Origin of the sequence: Allofournierella massiliensis, assembly GCF_004345265.1 — a bacterium.
Classification (GTDB): domain Bacteria; phylum Bacillota; class Clostridia; order Oscillospirales; family Ruminococcaceae; genus Allofournierella; species Allofournierella massiliensis.
This window is the reverse complement of the sequence record NZ_SLUM01000015.1, coordinates 26,415-44,657: the sequence shown is the minus strand read 5'-3', so window position 1 is coordinate 44,657 and position 18,243 is coordinate 26,415. Positions and strand designations below refer to the sequence as shown.

Below are 18,243 nucleotides of genomic sequence, written 5' to 3'. Positions count from 1 at the left end.
GGTTTTGATGATTGTCGTGAACGGGACGAAGGCGGCCCAGCTTTTGGCGTTTCTGGAACAATGCGCCCATCTGGACGCAGATGTGCAATCCAGCGTAGAAAGGGGCTTTTTCACGGTGACGATACCGCCCCCGTGGGACGGTCCGGCTAGCAAAGCGGCCCAGGCAGTACAAGATAAGATCAAGGAATGGTCAAAGCAGTACCCCGATGTGGTGTGCTATTGCTTTGACAGCTACAGCACATTACTTTATGTGTTGTGACACAGTGTAACAGAGGCATGGAATGGGCGTTGGCCTGCTCCATGCCTTTTGCTTAACAACAGAAAGGAGATCACTATGGGATATTTTTCGGAAATGTCGCTGAATATGCAGGAGGGGCAAAAGTCCACCACGGAAGGGTTTCCGGTGGGAAATCCCTTTGAGGATGAGGAAACCTTTGACGAACTGCCGGTACCGCCGTCTGACGGGGCATCGACGCCCGCGCCCGTAGAACCGGTATCTGCGTCCACTGCCGATGTGGATGGCGGTTTGCAGGAAGTGGCGAGCGGAACGGAAGAACAGGATGAAACTGATTCCATAGACACGCAGGACACGGATGGGGATGATGCCGGCCAAGAGCCGGAGACGCCTGCCGAGCCCAATGCGGCTGCCGATGAAGATAAGCGCCGGGCGGAACATGAGGCTGCTGAAGCCAAGCATAAGGCAGAATGGGAAGCCAGGCAGGCTGAAAAGAAAAAAGCCGAGCAGGAGCAGCTGGACCGTCTGGCGGCAATGAGTGATGACGAGGTGGTGAACGCCTCCATGCAGCGAGTCAGCGCAGATACAGAAAAGCTGACCCGGCGCAACATGAAGGAGTGCGTGGCGGAATTTATCCAGACCAAGTGCCTGGAGGATATCGCTTTTGCCCGCCTCACCATGCACCCGCGCAAGTCAATGATCCATTGCTTCCAATATATCAGCCGCAAGGCATGGGACTACATTCAGGACGAACTCAAAGCGAGCGGCATTCAGCCGGGCCCGGGCAGTCAGGGGTATGGCTGTGATGTTCCGGACGATCTGTGTTATCAGTGGGCAGAGGATTATTTCCGCGACCCAGACGCCAAGGAGGATCAGGAGCAGGAGGAAAAGTTTGTTCCGAAGCCCTACTACGGAAAGTCTTCCTCCAAGGCAGCCAAGACCGCCAAGAAGAAGCAGGAAAAGAAAAAGGCGGACCCCAAGCCGAAGCCTGCCGCAGATAAAAAGCCTGCTGGTGATGGTCAGTTGTCCCTGCTGGATCTCGGCATGGCAAAAGCAGGCTGAAGGGGTGCAGCATGATTGCATATAAAGGATTTCTTCCCGGCTTGATTTGCCGCGGCTACCAGTTCCAGATGGGACTGAATGTAACGGAGAAGGCGAACTGCGCTCAAAATGGTTTTCACTGTGCGGAGGACCCGCTGGACTGCCTGAGTTACTATTCGGATGTAGACCATGCGGAATACTATATTGTCGATGCCGGCGGAGATATTGATGAGGATGCAGTTGATTCCAAAATCTCTTGTACCGAACTGACTATTTTGAAACGGCTGACGAAAAAGGAATTATTCCTCCATGGCCTTGCTTTCATGGCAGACCACCCCAAACGGAAGCGGAACAGCCATGTGCAAAAGGACAAGGCCGTGGCATGGAGCGGTTATGCGGCGGTGCGCGGCGCCGACCCCATTGCAAAGGGAGGGCAGAAAGGCGATGTGCTGGCTTTTGCCAAAGAGGACGCCACGACCGGTTTGATTCAGCAGATCGTGGTGGCGACCATTGATGGGAAAACGCTTCTTCCGGGAATTTGGTATGGGGCTGATCTTGAGAAAAGGATGGTGAATTGAGTTGAAGAAATCTGCACTTCTGGCAATGCCGAGATTGACGGCAACGCCAGAGATGAAACAAGCGGCAATCAAGGATGATCCTAAGCAGCATAAGAGCCCCTATGGCTACACTTATGTTGAGCGTATGTACTACCCGTACATGAATTGTCTCGTTCAGGATGGCATTCTCAAAGCGGCTTTTTATCTTCCGGATCATCTGCGGCTGGATGGCAGTAACCCCGCCTATGAGGTGTTCCTCGACAAAAAAGCACGCCGGTTTTTGACCTACGACCATTTAGAGAAAAAATGGCGAGAGGCCAAGTTGGACAGGTTGGATTGGCCGGGAAGAAACTATTATGGTACCTGCTGGTTCACCGAGGAAGATGCCGCCATAGTGCAGGATTACTTTTCTGGGGAGCGCGGTGGATACCTCGGCATTCTTGATTTTCAGAGAAATGTGCGGGACGAACAGTTGGAGCGGCATCACAAGCGAATTACTGACCCATGGGATCAGGATTTGGCTCAGGTGCCGGACTTACCCAAGGATTGGCTGCGCTGGATTGATAAAGTGGCTGTACGGGAAAATTTCATCTTCTATCACTATAAGCGCGGCGGAGCGAAATCCGGATACTGTACCTTCTGCGGAAAAGAGGTCCCGATAACCGGGCACCCGTATCACAATAAGAAAGGGCGCTGTTCCTGCTGCCGGCATCCCATCGTATTCAAGGCGTTTGGGCGTGCTGGCTACATCCGAACAGACAGGTACTATGCCTATCTGATCCAGCGGTGCAGGGATGGTTTCGTCCTCCGTGAATTCAAGGCAGACCGGACTTACCGAAAAGAAAGCCTGCCCCGCAGCGAACCCTATTGGCATGAATTGCGCCGTTCAATTTATGACCGCAGCGGAGAGATCCGTTCCTACTATTGGGGTATGTATTGCCAGAGGGAGACACGCTGGATTGCCGGTAAACCCTGCTACTATGGTTACCATGGAGATGAAAGAGGCCGCGTATATGGAAAGAGCCTGCCCTGCATGGAGCGGGAAGAACTGCGCGGTACGGGGCTCGTAGAGTGGCTGCGCAAGCATCCAGTGACCGACCCAGAGAAGTATTTGGCTGTTTGGAAACATGTGCCGAAGATGGAGCAGATCTGGAAGGCGGGCTTGCCGGCACTGACAAAGGAGTGCTTTGAACGCACGGATAGTGTTCGGAAACAGATCCTTTATCCGGATGAGCCGCGACTGATTCGGGCCTTGGGGTTAGATGGCTCCAGATTCCAGCGTTTGAGACAGATAGACGGTGATACGGAAGACCTGGCATGGTTGCAGCTCGAAAAGCGGACCGGCCAAAATGTCTCCGATGATATGCTGGCCTGGCTCAAAAAAGAACGGATCACAGCCAGAGATTTGATATTCATTTCAGATCGCATGAGCCTGGTTCAGATAAAAAATTACCTGCAGAAACAAAAACAGTACTTTGACGGCAGCTGTAGACAGGCACTGTTCACTTGGCAGGACTATCTTGCTATGGCAGAGCGACTGCACTACGACACCAGTGACGAGATCATCTACCGTGTGCGCAAACTGCGCCAGCGGCATGATGAACTGGTCATCCAGAGCGAGGCAGGGAGTCTTGAAGAACAGGCGGCGAAAATGGCGGCGAAATATCCCCATGTCAATGCCATCTGTATGGAATTGCAAAAAAAATATGCTTACGCGGATGAAGACTATACGGTACTTGCGCCCCAAAACATCTTTGAGATCATCAAAGAAGGCCGAATGCTCCACCATTGTGTGGGAAACGACGGCAGCGGTGAGCGATATTATGAGCGTATAGAACGCCAGGAAAGCTTCATCATGTTCCTGCGCCGGACGAATGAGCCGGGAGATCCCTATTACACGCTGGAAATTGAGCCGGATGGTACGGTACGACAGAAACGAACCCTGTTCGACCGCCAATATGAGGACATTGAACAGGCGAGTGAATTTCTGCTGAAATGGCAGAAAGCCATAACAGCGCGTCTTACCCGCCGCGATCTGAAGTTGGCAGCGCGGAGCCGCGAACTGAGGAAAGAGGAATTTATCCAGATGCAGAAAGACCGTGTAATCATCCACACCGGGCATCTTGCTGGATGTCTGCTGGCAGATGTACTTTTGGCGGACTTGATGGAAAACAAAGAAGTCATGCAGCAGCAGGAACTTCCTGCGGCTGCGTGAGAAAAGAGCAATGGCCGGGCGTCCTTTGGGGCGTCCGGCCAGCTGTATTAGGAAGGAGGTTTTATGAGCAATAGCATGTTTTGGTATGAAATCCGCGGTTGTCGTTACGCACCGGAGCTCTTTCGTGCCTACAAAGGTTTGCAAGGTCAGAAGAAAATGGAGATTCCACTGACATCTGACCAGCGCGGCCAATTAGGAAACATCTGTTTGACTCAGGGCGGAAAAGCCGGCGTGGCCTTTTTGAAACACATTGAACGGGCAAAGGGGCATCGTTGCCATCGGTATATGACTTATGGCTTTATGCTCAAAGAAGAACCGCGCCGCTATGTGTATTGTGCTGACCTGTTATGCCGGGAAAGCGATCCGCTGGCGGTACGCCTGCACACCCTGCGTTCATTTCGGCAACATCTTGCCAGGGACGAAGGGCGTATTGAGCAGAGTACGGAGTGCGAACTGGATGGATATTACCGCCCCGTCAATGTGCGAAAGAATTATGTGACAGCTGACCTCAAGCGGCCCATCGTGATCTGGCTGCGAGTGGAATAAAAGGAGGAATCAATGAAACAGCTTGGAAATTTGGCCGTAGTCTGCGCCCAGCGCCCCGATGTGCTGATGCAGATCTACGATAAAACCGTAAGGGTACATGTGGGAGAGGGCCCCGGACGAACCACCCTCTTTGCGCCGTGGGAGGATGATGACGCTATCCTGCGGATCATTCAGGAATTGAATTTTGGGCGGTACGCAGTTGGCCGTGAACAAACTCAGGGCTCAAAAACAAAGTCTGAGACCGCGTCGCTGTATGCTCTTGTTCTTGCCTGGGATGACGATGGATTTCGCGGAACTAAGGTCATGGCCGTAAGCCGTGATAAAGATGAGCTCCGCAGGCAGATGAAGAAAAGTGTCTTGAATATCAAAGCTCAGAAAGCCGCGGATATTATCTGTGGTCCACCGATTATATGGGAGGACGACCGTTTGCTCCCAGATGGCAGAGAGGGCCTGATATTTTCATATAGGCATCCTTTTTACTTAGGAATTTCCAGCACATGGATGCTGGAAATACAGGAAGCGGCTCTTATACCAAACGGAGGCAGACATGATTAAAAATCTAAACCAGCTCAAGCGCACGCTGCGGCCTGGCACTCGGCTGGTGGTCACCGACCATTGCCGGCCTGGATGTGTTGGGGAACTGCGGGAGGTCACACTGGCAAATACTCAGGGTTTTTACACCAAAATTCTTAATCCGCCTGCTCCCCGCATCAACGCGGCGAACGAAGGGCGCGGCTCCGTGATGTGGTGGGGAGCGGCCAGCACTTGGTCATTTGAGGATGGCGTATGCAGCTCATACATGAATCAAACAAAGACGGCGGAAACGCTGATCATGGCGTTTCGTGTTCTGGACAAGGAGGCAGCATAATGGATCAAACTATTTTGAGGAAGCAGCGGGAACTGACGGATCGGCTCAACCGCTATCGCAACGAATACTATAACCACAACAATCCCAGCGTCAGCGATGAGGTCTATGACCGGCTCTTTGACGAGCTTCAGAGCCTGGAAAAAGAAACTGGCGTTCAGATGGCGAATTCTCCCACGACCACCGTGGGCTATCCCGTGGTGGGCAAGCTGGAGAAAGCCACCCATGAGATCCCGCTCCTTTCGCTGGACAAGGTGAAAAGCAGTCTGGAGCTGTGCCGGTTTATGGGCGAGCATCAGGTGATGTTCATGCTCAAACTGGACGGCCTCACCATCAAGCTGACCTATGAGGGCGGCGTACTGATGGAGGCTGCTACGCGGGGGGACGGCGATGTGGGTGAAATCGTCACCCACAACACCAGAGCTATCAGCGGCATCCCGGCCCGCATCCAGTATCAGGGGCGCCTGGTGGTCACTGGGGAGGCGTTCATCCGCCCCAGTGATTTCGAGCGGCTGAACACTTCGATAGTGGACGAAAACGGTGAGACCTACAAGAATGGCCGCAATTTAGCGGCCGGATCGGTGCGCCTGCGGGATGCCGGAGAGTGTATGGGACGGTGTGTGACCTTTATGCCGTTCAGCGTTTTGGTGGGCTTTGATGACCTGCCCCGAAAGTCAGAACGCCTCAAGGAGATTCAAAAATTAGGCTTCAATCCCTGCAAATATCTGGTGACCAAGCGGCCATTGACGCAGGAAGAGACTGAGGATGGCATCAAGCAGCTGCAGCAATATGCGAAAGACAGCGATATCCCTATCGACGGTATTGTTGTAACCTACAATGACATCGCCTTTTCCAAAAGCCGCGGGCGCACAGGGCATCATTACAAGGATGGTCTGGCATTCAAGTTTGAGGACGAGCTTTTTGAAACAACGCTTCGTTCCATTGAATGGACGCCGGGACGGACTGGAGAGATTGCGCCGGTGGCTGTCTTTGCCCCGGTAGAAATCGAGGGGTGTGAGGTATCGCGGGCCAGCCTTCACAATCTGTCCTTCATTGAGGACCTGGAGCTGATGCCGGGCAACCGCATTCTGGTCAGCAAGCGGAATATGATCATTCCGCATGTGGAAGAAAATATCGACCGAGGCAGTTTCAGTCTGGATGGAGTATTTCCGCACCAGTGCCCCTGCTGCGGGCAGCCCACCCGTATCCACGAAACCAAGGGACGGGACGAAAATGGCAAGGAGCGGATCATTAAGACTTTGTTCTGCGACAATGCCGCCTGTGAGACGCGGAAACTCAAGCAGTTTGTCCATTTTGTCAGCAAGAAGGCGATGAATATCGAGGGACTGTCCGAGGCGACCCTGGAAAAGCTGATCGGCCGCGGCTGGATTCACAGCTACATGGACATTTACAGTCTGGACCAGCACAAGGATGATCTCATTCGTATGGAGGGGTTCGGCGAAAAGTCCTGGCAGCGCCTGTGGGCCGCCATCCAGGCGAGCCGTAACACCACTTTTGAACGGTATGTGATCGCCATGGACATTCCCATGATAGGCAACACAGCCAGCGGTGTTCTGTGCCGGGAATTTCACGGCAGCCTTGAGGAATTCCGGGATGCCGTCTATGCGGGTTACGATTTTCGTCAGCTCCCGGATTTCGGAGATACGCTGCACAACAACATCCATGAATGGTTCTGCGATGAAGATAATTTTTGTGTTTGGGAGGAATTACAGATGATGATGAATATTCAGAAACCGGCCGCCGCTGAAAACCAGGCGACCGATCAAAGCAATCCTTTTGCTGGAAAGACGATTGTAGTGACTGGCAAGGTGGAGCCCTACACCCGCGACGAGATGAACAGCCTGATCGCCTCGCTGGGGGCGGTGGCCGGCAGTTCGGTGACCCGCAAGACCAATTATCTGGTTTGCGGTGAGAAGGCCGGCAGCAAGCTGTCCAAAGCGCGGGAGTTGGGTATCCCGGTGCTGATGCCGGAAGAATTTTTCCGTATGGCCGGCGTGGCGTGACACACTGAGTCATCAATGTTTGAAAATGGGGAGAGAGCCGCTTGCGGCCCTCTCCCCATACTTTTGATGGAGGAACTTCAAATGGAGAAAAAATATTTTATTCCCGTTGTCAATCATATTTACACCAACCGCAATGGCAGTCAATATCGCTGTACCGACCGTGTAAAGGGCATCCGCCCCTGTGAAACGATAGCTTACTTCACGAGGCTGTCCGACGGCTGGAGCCTGACTGCCCATGGCCCTCAGATCTATGAAGATGGGACGATTGAATGGAACTACTCCACTGGCGGGTATTGGCTGCAGTAAAAGAAAAAGGAGGGAAATCTCGTGATCCAGGAAATCCTACCGGCATACAGCGCCTACCAGAATGTCATTGACCTTACGCTGTATCATGCCTTTGCTGAACTGATCGTGCGGACGGCCCAGAACGATGAGGCCAGAATAACATACCGCCAGCTGAAAGCAATACAGATCTGGCAGGAAGAACAGAATGTGTCCGGCTATTTTGAGCCTCATAATCTGCGCTACCCTGGCGAAGTGCTGGAGCGTTTTGAGGAAAAGCTGGGATCGGATCTGCGCATCCTCCGCTCGCTGGCACTGGCCTTGGGCTACACTCGCCAGATTCAGGATAGCACAATGTTTGTGGGCAATCAGCGGAACAATTTCCTGCAGAAACTTCGCAGGGCTGATGGGACTGATGTTTACCTGCAAGGTGCGCTCTATCTGCTGGAAGACGACGCCACTAAGCGCCGCGCGCGGCTGGATGAATTGGCCGTCAGAGAATATGTGAGAACAGAAGAGGCGCTGTTTGTGCTCTCCCTGTTTGATGACCCGGAGGACGGCTACAGGGCCATGCGGCCGCAGTTGATACGGCTGTTTGGGCCGGACAGAACACTCTCCCTGGAATGGAATTTTGGCGTGCTGGAGTGGTTCATCCGTATCTATACCAAAGAGGTCAAACGCTATCGAGGCAAGGCGGATCTTGTACTGCGGACGCTGATGAAGCTGCCCTATATGAACATGAAGGCTGACAGCCGGGAGTTTACTGTTCTGCGCACTGTTGGATACAGCACGGAGGAGATCGCGCTGGCAAACTCTCTGGCAATGTGGGCAGACCGGATACCAGACCGGCTCTCGGCTAAAGGGATCACGGCAGAAAAGATTGCAACAGCCTGTGTCCAGACCTTGTTGAACCATTCGGAGGAACAGCCGAAAGAAATCTATGCGTACATCGGCTGGTTGTTTCGGTTTTACGGAAGCTTTGAGATCAAATATGAAGGCTATTCGGACTTGTGGGCAGCTGTCCAGCCAGGACTTGCCCCCACGGCGCCCCGTACCATCCTCTGGATGAATCTGGAGATTCAAAAACGGTTCCCCTATCGCTTTGATGTATTCGATCCGCAGTATGACATATTGGCAAAGGAGTTGGACAAGGAGCCCTATATGGAACTGTTCACCGAACAGATGCTCCACTCCCAAGCGGCGATTCCGCTGCGGCGCTGGCTGGCACGTTATCGGGATCTGACCGGCGCAGAGTACGCCGAGTATTTTGACAGCTACCAATGGAATGGCCTTCGCAGCTTTGCTTTGCTGGTGGAACGCAAGGAGATTGATTTGTGGCAGTTCTTTGAGCAGCATAAGGGCGACGGGAATGATTCCTATCCTTTGAAGCTTTTGAAGGAGTATGCGCTGAAAATCTCCAGCTGGCGGTGCTACCGCTTTGCGCAAAAGCTGTTCAGCCAGTACACACTTTCCCAGCTCCGGAAGATCTTTGGAGACGGGTTCTGTTTCCACAAAAGTTTTGTCCAGGAGGAAGGCTATTACAGCAGAAGCGCCTTCAGGATGTCGATGACCCGTCCGTTCCTTACGGCGGAGCAGTATCGTCAGCTGTTTGACTGGATCGATGCCTCATTCTTCCAGATGGAACCGAAAGAATATGATTCGTTTGTCCTCTGTGCGCTCAAGAACCCAGAAGTACAGCACATCTATGAAAAGCCGTTGTTGGCGTCTGTCTTACGGCTGCTTTTGGCCCGTGGCGCCTGCAACAGCGGTGAGGCAAGGCAGTTGAAGGAGCAACTCTACTCCAAAGATGAAATAGAGACTGACCGGAAAGCTGCTGCTGAAAAAGAAGAGCAGGAAAAGGAATGCCGGCGGCAGCGGGAGAGCATGGAGCGCCAGGAAAAACTGGAACAGCATTATGACGGCAGCGCAAAATCTTTGGCGCTATTTTTGCGTGGATATCGCTATGGCGAGTCAAGAGATATGGCGCTGGATATAGTCTATGAAAAGCTGCTGGAATGGCCGAAAGGCTGTGGTCAGACCCTTGCAGCAGAGGAAATGCAGCAATTCTTTGAACTGTGCGGGGATTTGGTGAAGTATGAACCCCGGCCGAGAAAAGAGATATTGACAATGGTACAGGCTATCGTAGGAGGTGAAGCCGCATGATCAACACGCTCAAACATTTGTCCCTGCTCACCCGTATGGAAAAAAGCGGTCTGAAACCGGAGTTGACGGCGAAATTCCCTGAGGATGCTCTGGATCAGACCTGCGAGCGGGCTGAAAAATTTGAATTGCAGGACAGGCTGCGTTCCGGCAAAGAGAACATGTGCATTCAGAAAGAACTTGTTAAGACGCCGGAATTTGCCGTACTCTATCGGGCGCTGTGTGACTATGGAGTTGATGACCAGCCGGTCACAAGTATGCTTCGGTCGGCGGAAGACTGCGGAGAGCAGTTGATACAGTACCCGCATGAGCGGGTGCTGGCAGCGGCGGGCGCAGATCTTCCATCGTCCCTGCGTTTTTATTACATGAAATACTACCTGCCACTTATCAAGTATGAGGAAGAAGAACAGGCTATCATTGATAATCTCAACACCTTCCCGGCAGCGGAATGGGATGAGATTTCCACATTGACGGATGCGCAAAGAGGTATGATGCGGCTTCCGTTTCTGGGGCCATACCTGTTCAACTGGCATGACAACGAGAGAACGGCGCTGGAATTACTGGAACAGAACCGGCCGCTCCAGCGGGTCCTTGCGCTGCTCTACCGGCAGGGTGTGACACTGGCGCTGGATGCTGAGCGGATCAAGGACCTTGGCTGGGTGCAGATGGCCGATGTGATGAAGTTTCGCCGCCTGCTGGGCGTCTTCGATTTCGATACAGAGGATCTTGATGCTTTCTTTGAGCGGTGGCTGCAGAATCATGCGGGTCAATATGACCTCAACTGGTTTATCTCAGGCGTCCAGCCGCTGGACAAAGAACAACGGCAGGAGATCCTGTGCAATGAGCTGAGCTATCTCAATGCCCTGTACTCCGGCAGGCTCCGTCTGGATTTTGAAGCTATCCGCCGTTATCAGTTCCCCATTCTTACTTATGCGGTGCAGCATGGGAAAAAGCATTTTCTGGATCTGGTAAGCGAGCACAGCGAGCTGTTCCTGTCTCTTGGGCGATATGCGCTTCTGTTCGAGGACAAGTTCCGCGAGCATAGCAATCTTAACAGCCTCACAGTGGAGAACCTGCAGGCGTGTGATACGGTAGAGCGCGGAACCAGCTACTTTGACCTGCTGGAAGATGGACAACAGTACACCTTTGAAGAAATGCGGCTGCTGTGGCGGCAGGATAAGGTCTATGTCCGCCTCTACACCCTGCTGACGCCCCTTTCGGTGGACAGGCGGCTGCTTACCCTCCGCCAGCTGTTGAAATATGATCTGATCAGTCCCTATATAGAAGATCAGGAAATAGAGCAGCTTGCCCAATGCCTGCTGGAAAAGCCGTTTAGTGAGTGGTACCGCGGCGCCTTTGGGCACATTCACGGCTTGACACGGAAGACGGCCATGCGGCTGCTGCAACGGTATGCTCAGCTGCAAGCGTTCATCCCGGAACTCCAATCAGAGGCCGATGTTATCTTTGCGCTTAACAACGAAACGGTGATTGCCGGGCAAAAGGACTGGACGCAGGTTCGTGCCGCTGTCCTTACCATGGATCAGGACTGGCTGGACCTAAAGCAGAGGCTTTCCTTCACCGATGAATTTGTGGAGCAGCACAAGGAGCCGATTACCAATTTCCTGCTGCACGGCGGGAGTGCGATGGCGCACTCTCTATACGGCTATCTGCAGGGTAACGACAAGGCTATCGAGGCTCTGCGCAGGATTGTGCAGGCTGAACTGATAGGGCAATTCTACACGCTGAAATACTTTACCGATGACCTTCAGCGGGAGATTCGATATCCCATCAGCGAGGCGCAGGAAACGACATGGAAACACAATCTTACGCTGGAGCGGGGGCCGTTCTTCGCAGAAGAAGCAGATGATTTTTACCGTACGATGCGGTTGGGAGAGCTGCCCCATAGCACCTGCCTCTCCTGCTGGACTGGAAGCCAGCGGGAATGCCTGCTGGCGGCTTTTGACTCCAACAAGAAGATGATCCTGATTCGGAAAGGAGAAGATGTCGTTGGCCGCGCCTGCGTCCGGCTGACAAAGGGGGCGTTCCAAAGACCGGCGGACTTTGATTTCTCCTTTGCTGATCTGGCACAGGAGCAACCAACAGGCAAAATGACACCTGCAGACGAAAGGCTGGTTCTGTTTCTGGAGCGCATTTACACATGCAGTTTGAACGATGAAGAAACAAGGACCGTGATGAAGATGGCCGTTTCATTGGTAACACAAAAAGCGGCGGCCATTGGCGCCGTTGCCGTGTTGGCGAGGAATTATCTGGACTGCTATGACCGCGACCAATATATCAGCAGTCAGTTCTATGTGTATATCTCTAAATCCAAAAATGGACAGCAGTATCTGGATTCTATGGGGGGCGCTGCGGTGACTTCCCATAAAGAGCAGTATAAAGGAGCTGTTTTCCTCATTGAACAGGCGGCCATGCGCACAGCAGAACCGTCACAGCAGAAGGAGGCGAAAACCGATGAATGATCGTACAATGGTAAAAGTAGAGTGCAGAGGGGAACTCCTTTTTATTCGCACAGTATCCTGGGGACGAAAATCCCCCTCCCGGTTTGCTCTCTTGCGCAGGGAATTTCAGCAGTTGGAGCAACGGCCTGAGAGCCGCCTGGTTTGCAGCGACTGTGGCTCTTTTGCTTCCCTGCGGCTGGCAAAAGGGACGGATGGTGTGCAGATGCTGGAGATCCAGTTCACCTGGCTGCAGGAAGAAGGCAGAGGCAGCGTGCGGGGCTGGCAGGAAAGTATTCGGCTGCCCTATAAGCCGTTTCACGCCTTTGCGCAGGCCGGAGAAAATGCGAATGACGCAAAGTGGAGCCAGCTCTCCATCCCGGAGAAGGTCACACGACGCTATGAGTTCCACAGCAGGAAAAATCTGCATCAGGTTGTTCAAATGCCGCGCCTGCGGCACAAGCTGGGGAAAACCCTGGAACACCATTTTCAGTGGCGGGATGCGGAGAAAATCCGTATTTATGATGACGGCGCGCCGTACAGCTTCTTTTTTGAAGAGGTCACATCTTGGGGCCCGGGAGTCTGCGGCGGTATCATACTGCATGGCGCCGAGGATTTGGCAAAGGCCCAGTACAGCGTACATACCTAAGCTACGCGCTGATTTCGTGTAACAAATGCGGCACCGCCGGGCGGAGGGATTTTCCTTCTGCCCGGCGGTTTTCTCATGGACGAGATTCGACTTCCTACTCTTGCGTTTTGATATGCTATATGGTACTCTTTCAATATACGCGCATCCAGTTTATACACAAAGGAAAGGTGATCTTAAAATGGCAGAGTCCGAGAATAAACGCCCGCGCCGTACCCCGCAGGAAAGAGCTGCAGAGGTGGACGAAAAAATCGCAAAGATAGATCAGTCCATCAAAGAATTGGAATCAAAAAAGGAGTCTGTTGTGGCAGAGTATGATGCGAAGATCACCGCAGCCAGGGAACGCATCAAATCTCTGGAGGAAAAGAAGAAGGAGCTCCTGGCCCCTAAGCCTCCCCGCAAGCCACGTAAAACGAAGAAGCAGAAAATCCAGGAAATTGTCAAGCTGGCGCTGAAGAATGGGATGTCTGTTGATGAGATCGCCGACCAGCTCCATGTTGAAGTTGAAGACTAATAATGTAATGCCATCATAGATTAACTCTGTGGCAGTTTTGGTTGCGTTACTGTGCAACTATGTACGACAGTCCCAGATATAAAAAGAAATCCGACACAGCTTAATGCGTCTGCATCTGCTGTGCCGGATTCTTTATTTTCTCATGGATGGGCAGCAAGGGAGCTGCACATCCAGTCCGTCCAGATAACTGGTTCCCCAATTACACATAGCCTCCAAAACGGGGACAATGCTTTTCCCAAAGGATGTTAAAGAATAGATTGTCTTTGGAGGATTTTCCGGTATTACTTCTCTGGAAACCATTCCGCTTTGCTGAAGATCCCGGAGCTGCTGCGAAAGCATCTTCGCTGTGGCCTTTGGAATGAGCCGCTGAAGCTCCATGTAGTGAAGTGGCTGTTCGATAAGGTGCCATAAGATGAGTGGCTTATATTTACCACCGATTAAGGATAATGTCGCCTCCACAGGGCAACTAAAGTTTTCTGCTTGCATATTCGTACCTCCCTTGACGAAAGAGCACTTTCCTTTTGGGTACTATCTTCCCGGAAAGTACATTCTTGTGAAAAAAATTTGCGGTGCTACAATATAGTCGATGGTTGATTTGACACATAGAACACACAGAAAGGATGTTATAACTATGGAACTACTTGAAATCGCTAAAAAGCGTTTCTCTGTCCGGAACTATACCAATCAGAAGGTGGAGTCTGAAAAGCTGGCCAAGATTTTGGAGGCCGCGCACGTTGCTCCAACGGCAGCTAATCTTCAGCCGGTTCATCTGATTGTTGCCCAGAGTGATGAGGCCCTTGCGAAAGTGGGCGAGGCCGCCGAGGTTTATGGAGCGCCGCTGGCAATTATCGTGTGTGCAGACCACAACAAGGCATGGGTGCGGCCCTTTGACAAAAAGCAGACTGGCGACATTGACGCCTCTATCCTGACGGACCACATGATGCTCCAGGCAACGGAACTGGGCCTGGGAAGTGTTTGGGTATGCTACTTTAAGCCGGACGTTCTGAGCAAGGCATTTCATCTGCCTGCCAATCTGGAGCCGATCAATATCCTTGCTATCGGCTACTCCGCCGAGGGCGAGGGCGATCCGAACCGCTTTGCCGCTCAGCGCATTCCTATGGATAAACTGATTTCCTACGATATGCTGTAAACAATCGCCGTACCGAGGCGCAACCCTTTTTCACAGGGCTGCGCCTCTTTATCTTTCAGAGATATGGGCGTAGGTTTCTTCTAAAATCCACTTGATATGTTCGTCGCATAAAGCGTAGAATACATTTTTCCCGACTTTATGTGGGGAAACCAGCTTTGCAAATTTTAGAATTTTCAGTTGATGGGAAACTGCGGATTCGGACATATTCATTTGCGTGGCCAGTTCATTCACGCAATATTCCCGGCCCATAAGCGCCCATAGGATTTTCATGCGAGTGAAATCGCCCATTGCTTTGTGCAGCTCAGATAACCGATCTATGTCCGCTGCGTCAGGTATAAGTACGCATGATTTTTGCTGTTGCTCCATAGTGACCTCCAATCTTTCGTATTTGACAGCTATACTATTTGCGGGTATTCTATTTTTGGAAAGGAGGCGGCCGATATGTCGCACTACCATTTGCCCCATAATCATGGACAAGACATTGATAAAGTTTTAGATAAAATGCCTGCGGAAGAAAACTTCCGGGATATAGCGCTCCTTTTTCAGCAGTTGAGTGATCCGTCACGCCTGCGGCTTCTGTGGCTGTTGTGCCACAGTGAGGAATGTGTCTGCAATTTAGCGGCAGCGGTACAAATGAGCGCACCGGCCATTTCCCACCACTTGAAAAATCTGAAAAGCAGCGGCCTGATTACCAGCCGCAGGGAGGGAAAGGAAGTCTACTATACTTTATCCAACACAGGCCCTGCAAAACTTCTCCATAAAACCGTTGATGCCTTGTTTGAAATATCTTGTCCGACTGATTGATAAGTGAAATGCGCCGCTGTTTCCACAATGGACAGCGGCGCATTCTTATATCCCTGCTTATCTGTCAACGTGTCACGGGGAGGAATTTCTTTACCCGCATCGCTCGAATCGCATTTAGAATAGCGATGACCGATACGCCAACATCTGCAAAAACGGCTGCCCACATATTTGCGTATCCAGTAGCTCCCAAAATCAAAACTAAAATCTTGACGCCGAGAGCAAACACGATATTCTCATTTGCAATACGGATTGTCTTTCTGGCAATCTGGACAACTGCGGAGATCTTCGAGGGTTCATCTGTCATCAAAACCACGTCCGCAGCCTCAATCGCCGCATCGGAACCAAGACCGCCCATGGCAATACCTACATCCGCACGAGCAAGCACAGGCGCATCGTTGATTCCATCGCCAACAAACACCAGTTTCCCCTTTTCGGTGGTCTGCCGGAGCATCATTTCTACACGGTCAACCTTGTCCGCCGGGAGCAATTCGGTATATGCCTGATCCAGCCCCAGCTTTTGCGCCACTTTCTTTCCGACGGCATCTGCATCGCCGGTGAGCATGACAGTTTTCCTGACGCCGACTTCCTTTAACGCTTTGATTGCAGACGGAGCATCTGCTTTGATTTCATCTTCAATGACAATATAACCAGCATATTTTCCGTTGCAGGCCAGATAGATGACTGTACCAATGGCATTCGAGGGGATATAGGCAATTTCTTCTCTATCCATCAGTTTTGCGTTGCCAGCGAGAATTGTTTTCCCATCTATGACAGCGCGGACGCCGTGACCGGCAATTTCCTGCACATCACTAATGCGGCTGTGGTCGATCTTCTTGCCATACGCTTTTTTTATGGAGAGTGAGATCGGATGGTTGGAGTAGTCCTCGGCATAAGCCGCCAGCTCCAAAAGCTGTGCCTCTTTCATGCTTACTGCATTGATCTGGCTGACCGCAAAAGAACCCTTTGTCAAGGTGCCGGTTTTATCGAATACCACCACCTCTGTATGGGCCAGCGATTCCAAATAGTTACTGCCTTTGACAAGGACGCCGATTTTGGATGCACCGCCGATGCCGCCAAAGAAACTAAGCGGAATAGAGATAACCAGAGCGCAGGGGCAGGAAATCACCAGGAAGGTCAGTGCCCGGTAAATCCAGACCGTGAATGGCTGTCCAGTGACAAGAGGCGGCAGAACTGCAAGGGCAATCGCTGCAAAGACCACAATCGGGGTGTAGTAGCGGGCAAAACGGCTGATAAAGTTTTCTGTTTTTCCTTTTTTATCGCTGGCATTCTCCACAAGGTCCAAAATTTTTGCAACAGTGGATTCCCCATACTTTTTAGTGGTCTGAATGGTCAGGATACCTGTCTGGTTGATGCACCCGCTGATTACTTCCATCCCAGGTTCCACGTCACGGGGCATGGATTCGCCGGTGAGAGCAGATGTATCCAAAGCGGACGTGCCTTTGATGATTTTACCATCCAGCGGCACCCGTTCACCAGGCTTTACTACAATCGTATCCCCGATGTTTACTTCTTCAGGATCGACCTGTTCAAGTTTTCCATTCCGTTCTACATTTGCATAGTCAGGGCGAATGTCCATCAGGCTTGCAATGGATTTTCTGGATTTGGAAACCGCATAGGACTGGAACCATTCTCCTACCTGATAGAACAGCATAACGGCTACGCCCTCAGAGTGTTCTCCTAAGATCAGTGCGCCAATAGTGGCAATCGTCATCAGAAAGTTTTCATCGAATACCTGTCCATGCAGGATATTGGTGAGAGCCTTCCAGACAATATCCCAGCCGATTACAACATAGCAGACCAGAAATACTGCCATTTCCGCAGTCGGATCAAGTGTGAGCAGACTGCCGGCAGCGAACAGCACTGCCGCAATGATAATGCGGAAAAGCAGGTGCTTTTGTTTTCGTGTCATAATAAACATCTCCTTTCAGTCAAACACCGGCTGCCGTTTCTGGCAGCCGGTGTTCAGCTTTTCTTACGCCTTGACCGTCACATCCGGCTCAATCTTTTTGATAAGCGCCTTGGCCTCAGCCAGAATTGCGTCGAAGCGGTCATCCGGAGCATCCAGAACCATCTTCTGGCTCAGGAAGTTCACTTCCACGTCATTTACGCCGTCGATTTTCTGTACGGCTTTCTGAATCTTGGCGGCACAGTGGCCGCAGTCAAGGTCGATCAGCTTAATGGTCTTTTTCATCACAAAGACCCCCTTTCCTTTTAGTATTTGGTTGGTTTGACATGGCCGAACAATTAAACATTCATTTAACTGTTACGGGCACAGTATATTCACACAACGGCTTAAAGTCAATGGATTGGGAAAGGGTTCTGCCCTTTGGATTGCAAATCCTGCTGATTGGAGCAGACGACGGCAACTTACACTTTATATAATCTTTGTGATGGAACAACAGGGCATATTAGCATTATATATTCAAAGTACACAGCAGTTCCGGGCACACTTAGAGCTAATTAAGAGAAAGGCTGATAGATATGAGCAATAACATTAAAATCCTTTTCGGCATCTTTTGCTTGATGCTCACTCTTGTATTTCTCTATGCTTTAACAGCACTTGGCTTCAACGGAAATGATTCGGCTTTTATCATTCTGGTTTTAGCGGTAATATCTCTGGTAACTGGATTGTTCTTTGGTATTTCGGGGATTCTTTCGAGCCGAAAAAAATAATAATACTTTGCCACTCTCAGCTTTGGATCGTTCTCTGTTTCCGGTGGTGGTTCT

General features: G+C 51.5%; 19 protein-coding genes. 15 read left to right on the top strand and 4 right to left on the bottom strand.

The window, feature by feature from the left end:
- The first annotated feature begins 7 nt into the window (after nucleotides 1-7).
- From EDD77_RS09895 to EDD77_RS09835, 13 genes are all read left to right on the top strand, one after another.
- The gene (locus tag EDD77_RS09895; protein WP_058965382.1) at nucleotides 8-259 is read left to right on the top strand and encodes a hypothetical protein; all 252 of its coding nucleotides are present in this window, start codon (nucleotides 8-10) and stop codon (nucleotides 257-259) included.
- Between the two features lie 75 nt (nucleotides 260-334).
- Entirely contained in the window at nucleotides 335-1,297 is a 963-nt protein-coding gene (locus EDD77_RS09890) for a Cas9 inhibitor AcrIIA9 family protein (protein ID WP_058965383.1), read from the top strand.
- A gap of 11 nt (nucleotides 1,298-1,308) precedes the next feature.
- Nucleotides 1,309-1,854, top strand: a complete 546-nt coding sequence (locus EDD77_RS09885; protein WP_058965384.1) for a DUF7666 domain-containing protein — start codon at nucleotides 1,309-1,311, stop codon at nucleotides 1,852-1,854.
- A 1-nt stretch (nucleotide 1,855) separates the two neighbouring features.
- The gene (locus EDD77_RS09880) at nucleotides 1,856-4,048 is read left to right on the top strand and encodes a PcfJ domain-containing protein (RefSeq protein ID WP_058965385.1); all 2,193 of its coding nucleotides are present in this window, start codon (nucleotides 1,856-1,858) and stop codon (nucleotides 4,046-4,048) included.
- A gap of 63 nt (nucleotides 4,049-4,111) precedes the next feature.
- The gene (locus tag EDD77_RS09875) at nucleotides 4,112-4,594 is read left to right on the top strand and encodes a hypothetical protein (protein ID WP_058965386.1); all 483 of its coding nucleotides are present in this window, start codon (nucleotides 4,112-4,114) and stop codon (nucleotides 4,592-4,594) included.
- A gap of 12 nt (nucleotides 4,595-4,606) precedes the next feature.
- A complete protein-coding gene (locus EDD77_RS18505; RefSeq protein WP_242868415.1) occupies nucleotides 4,607-5,149 on the top strand; it encodes a hypothetical protein in 543 nt (180 codons plus the stop codon).
- Nucleotides 5,142-5,462, top strand: coding sequence for a hypothetical protein (locus EDD77_RS09865; protein ID WP_050005248.1), 321 nt, complete (start codon nucleotides 5,142-5,144; stop codon nucleotides 5,460-5,462). The genes EDD77_RS18505 and EDD77_RS09865 overlap by 8 nt, the downstream gene beginning before the upstream one ends.
- Nucleotides 5,462-7,483, top strand: a complete 2,022-nt coding sequence (gene ligA, locus EDD77_RS09860; RefSeq protein ID WP_058965387.1) for an NAD-dependent DNA ligase LigA — start codon at nucleotides 5,462-5,464, stop codon at nucleotides 7,481-7,483. The genes EDD77_RS09865 and ligA overlap by 1 nt, the downstream gene beginning before the upstream one ends.
- A gap of 81 nt (nucleotides 7,484-7,564) precedes the next feature.
- Entirely contained in the window at nucleotides 7,565-7,789 is a 225-nt protein-coding gene (locus EDD77_RS09855) for a hypothetical protein (RefSeq protein ID WP_058965388.1), read from the top strand.
- A gap of 21 nt (nucleotides 7,790-7,810) precedes the next feature.
- Complete coding sequence (locus EDD77_RS09850; RefSeq protein ID WP_058965389.1) at nucleotides 7,811-9,928, top strand: hypothetical protein; 2,118 nt, start codon at nucleotides 7,811-7,813, stop codon at nucleotides 9,926-9,928.
- Nucleotides 9,925-12,405 carry a hypothetical protein gene (locus EDD77_RS09845; RefSeq protein WP_058965390.1) on the top strand — a complete coding sequence of 827 codons (2,481 nt, stop codon included), beginning with the start codon at nucleotides 9,925-9,927 and terminating at the stop codon, nucleotides 12,403-12,405. Before EDD77_RS09850 ends, EDD77_RS09845 begins: the two co-directional genes overlap by 4 nt.
- Nucleotides 12,406-12,517: 112 nt before the next feature.
- Nucleotides 12,518-13,030, top strand: a complete 513-nt coding sequence (locus EDD77_RS09840; RefSeq protein WP_242868417.1) for a DUF4120 domain-containing protein — start codon at nucleotides 12,518-12,520, stop codon at nucleotides 13,028-13,030.
- Nucleotides 13,031-13,208: 178 nt separating this feature from the next.
- Nucleotides 13,209-13,541: a hypothetical protein gene (locus tag EDD77_RS09835; RefSeq protein WP_058965392.1), complete on the top strand. Its 333-nt coding sequence runs from the start codon at nucleotides 13,209-13,211 to the stop codon at nucleotides 13,539-13,541.
- A 132-nt stretch (nucleotides 13,542-13,673) separates the two neighbouring features.
- Here EDD77_RS09835 and EDD77_RS09830 read toward each other — a convergent pair whose 3' ends face one another.
- On the bottom strand, nucleotides 13,674-14,027 hold the full coding sequence (locus EDD77_RS09830; protein WP_058965393.1) for a winged helix-turn-helix transcriptional regulator: 354 nt from the start codon (nucleotides 14,025-14,027) through the stop codon (nucleotides 13,674-13,676).
- Nucleotides 14,028-14,172: 145 nt separating this feature from the next.
- On the opposite strand from EDD77_RS09830, the gene EDD77_RS09825 reads away from it, so the two are divergent.
- Entirely contained in the window at nucleotides 14,173-14,691 is a 519-nt protein-coding gene (locus tag EDD77_RS09825; protein ID WP_058965394.1) for a nitroreductase family protein, read from the top strand.
- Between the two features lie 48 nt (nucleotides 14,692-14,739).
- On the opposite strand, the gene EDD77_RS09820 is transcribed toward EDD77_RS09825, so the two are convergent.
- Nucleotides 14,740-15,057 (bottom strand): ArsR/SmtB family transcription factor, encoded by a 318-nt coding sequence (locus EDD77_RS09820; RefSeq protein WP_050005259.1) that lies wholly within the window; start codon nucleotides 15,055-15,057, stop codon nucleotides 14,740-14,742.
- Between the two features lie 75 nt (nucleotides 15,058-15,132).
- Here EDD77_RS09820 and EDD77_RS09815 point away from each other — a divergent pair, with 75 nt between their 5' ends.
- Nucleotides 15,133-15,495 (top strand): ArsR/SmtB family transcription factor, encoded by a 363-nt coding sequence (locus tag EDD77_RS09815; protein ID WP_058965395.1) that lies wholly within the window; start codon nucleotides 15,133-15,135, stop codon nucleotides 15,493-15,495.
- Nucleotides 15,496-15,559: 64 nt separating this feature from the next.
- On the opposite strand, the gene EDD77_RS09810 is transcribed toward EDD77_RS09815, so the two are convergent.
- The gene (locus EDD77_RS09810; RefSeq protein ID WP_058965396.1) at nucleotides 15,560-17,425 is read right to left on the bottom strand and encodes a heavy metal translocating P-type ATPase; all 1,866 of its coding nucleotides are present in this window, start codon (nucleotides 17,423-17,425) and stop codon (nucleotides 15,560-15,562) included.
- Nucleotides 17,426-17,488: 63 nt separating this feature from the next.
- Nucleotides 17,489-17,707, bottom strand: a complete 219-nt coding sequence (locus tag EDD77_RS09805) for a heavy-metal-associated domain-containing protein (protein WP_050005262.1) — start codon at nucleotides 17,705-17,707, stop codon at nucleotides 17,489-17,491.
- Nucleotides 17,708-18,243: the final 536 nt, after the last annotated feature.

Bases quoted from the DNA above. Each gene is read 5' to 3' on its own strand.
- EDD77_RS09895 (WP_058965382.1), top strand. From the start codon at position 8: ATGATTGTCGTGAACGGGACGAAGGCGGCCCAGCTTTTGGCGTTTCTG.
- EDD77_RS09890 (WP_058965383.1), top strand. From the start codon at position 335: ATGGGATATTTTTCGGAAATGTCGCTGAATATGCAGGAGGGGCAAAAG.
- EDD77_RS09885 (WP_058965384.1), top strand. From the start codon at position 1,309: ATGATTGCATATAAAGGATTTCTTCCCGGCTTGATTTGCCGCGGCTAC.
- EDD77_RS09875 (WP_058965386.1), top strand. From the start codon at position 4,112: ATGAGCAATAGCATGTTTTGGTATGAAATCCGCGGTTGTCGTTACGCA.
- EDD77_RS18505 (WP_242868415.1), top strand. From the start codon at position 4,607: ATGAAACAGCTTGGAAATTTGGCCGTAGTCTGCGCCCAGCGCCCCGAT.
- EDD77_RS09865 (WP_050005248.1), top strand. From the start codon at position 5,142: ATGATTAAAAATCTAAACCAGCTCAAGCGCACGCTGCGGCCTGGCACT.
- ligA (WP_058965387.1), top strand. From the start codon at position 5,462: ATGGATCAAACTATTTTGAGGAAGCAGCGGGAACTGACGGATCGGCTC.
- EDD77_RS09855 (WP_058965388.1), top strand. From the start codon at position 7,565: ATGGAGAAAAAATATTTTATTCCCGTTGTCAATCATATTTACACCAAC.
- EDD77_RS09845 (WP_058965390.1), top strand. From the start codon at position 9,925: ATGATCAACACGCTCAAACATTTGTCCCTGCTCACCCGTATGGAAAAA.
- EDD77_RS09835 (WP_058965392.1), top strand. From the start codon at position 13,209: ATGGCAGAGTCCGAGAATAAACGCCCGCGCCGTACCCCGCAGGAAAGA.
- EDD77_RS09830 (WP_058965393.1), bottom strand. From the start codon at position 14,027: ATGCAAGCAGAAAACTTTAGTTGCCCTGTGGAGGCGACATTATCCTTA.
- EDD77_RS09825 (WP_058965394.1), top strand. From the start codon at position 14,173: ATGGAACTACTTGAAATCGCTAAAAAGCGTTTCTCTGTCCGGAACTAT.
- EDD77_RS09820 (WP_050005259.1), bottom strand. From the start codon at position 15,057: ATGGAGCAACAGCAAAAATCATGCGTACTTATACCTGACGCAGCGGAC.
- EDD77_RS09815 (WP_058965395.1), top strand. From the start codon at position 15,133: ATGTCGCACTACCATTTGCCCCATAATCATGGACAAGACATTGATAAA.
- EDD77_RS09810 (WP_058965396.1), bottom strand. From the start codon at position 17,425: ATGACACGAAAACAAAAGCACCTGCTTTTCCGCATTATCATTGCGGCA.
- EDD77_RS09805 (WP_050005262.1), bottom strand. From the start codon at position 17,707: ATGAAAAAGACCATTAAGCTGATCGACCTTGACTGCGGCCACTGTGCC.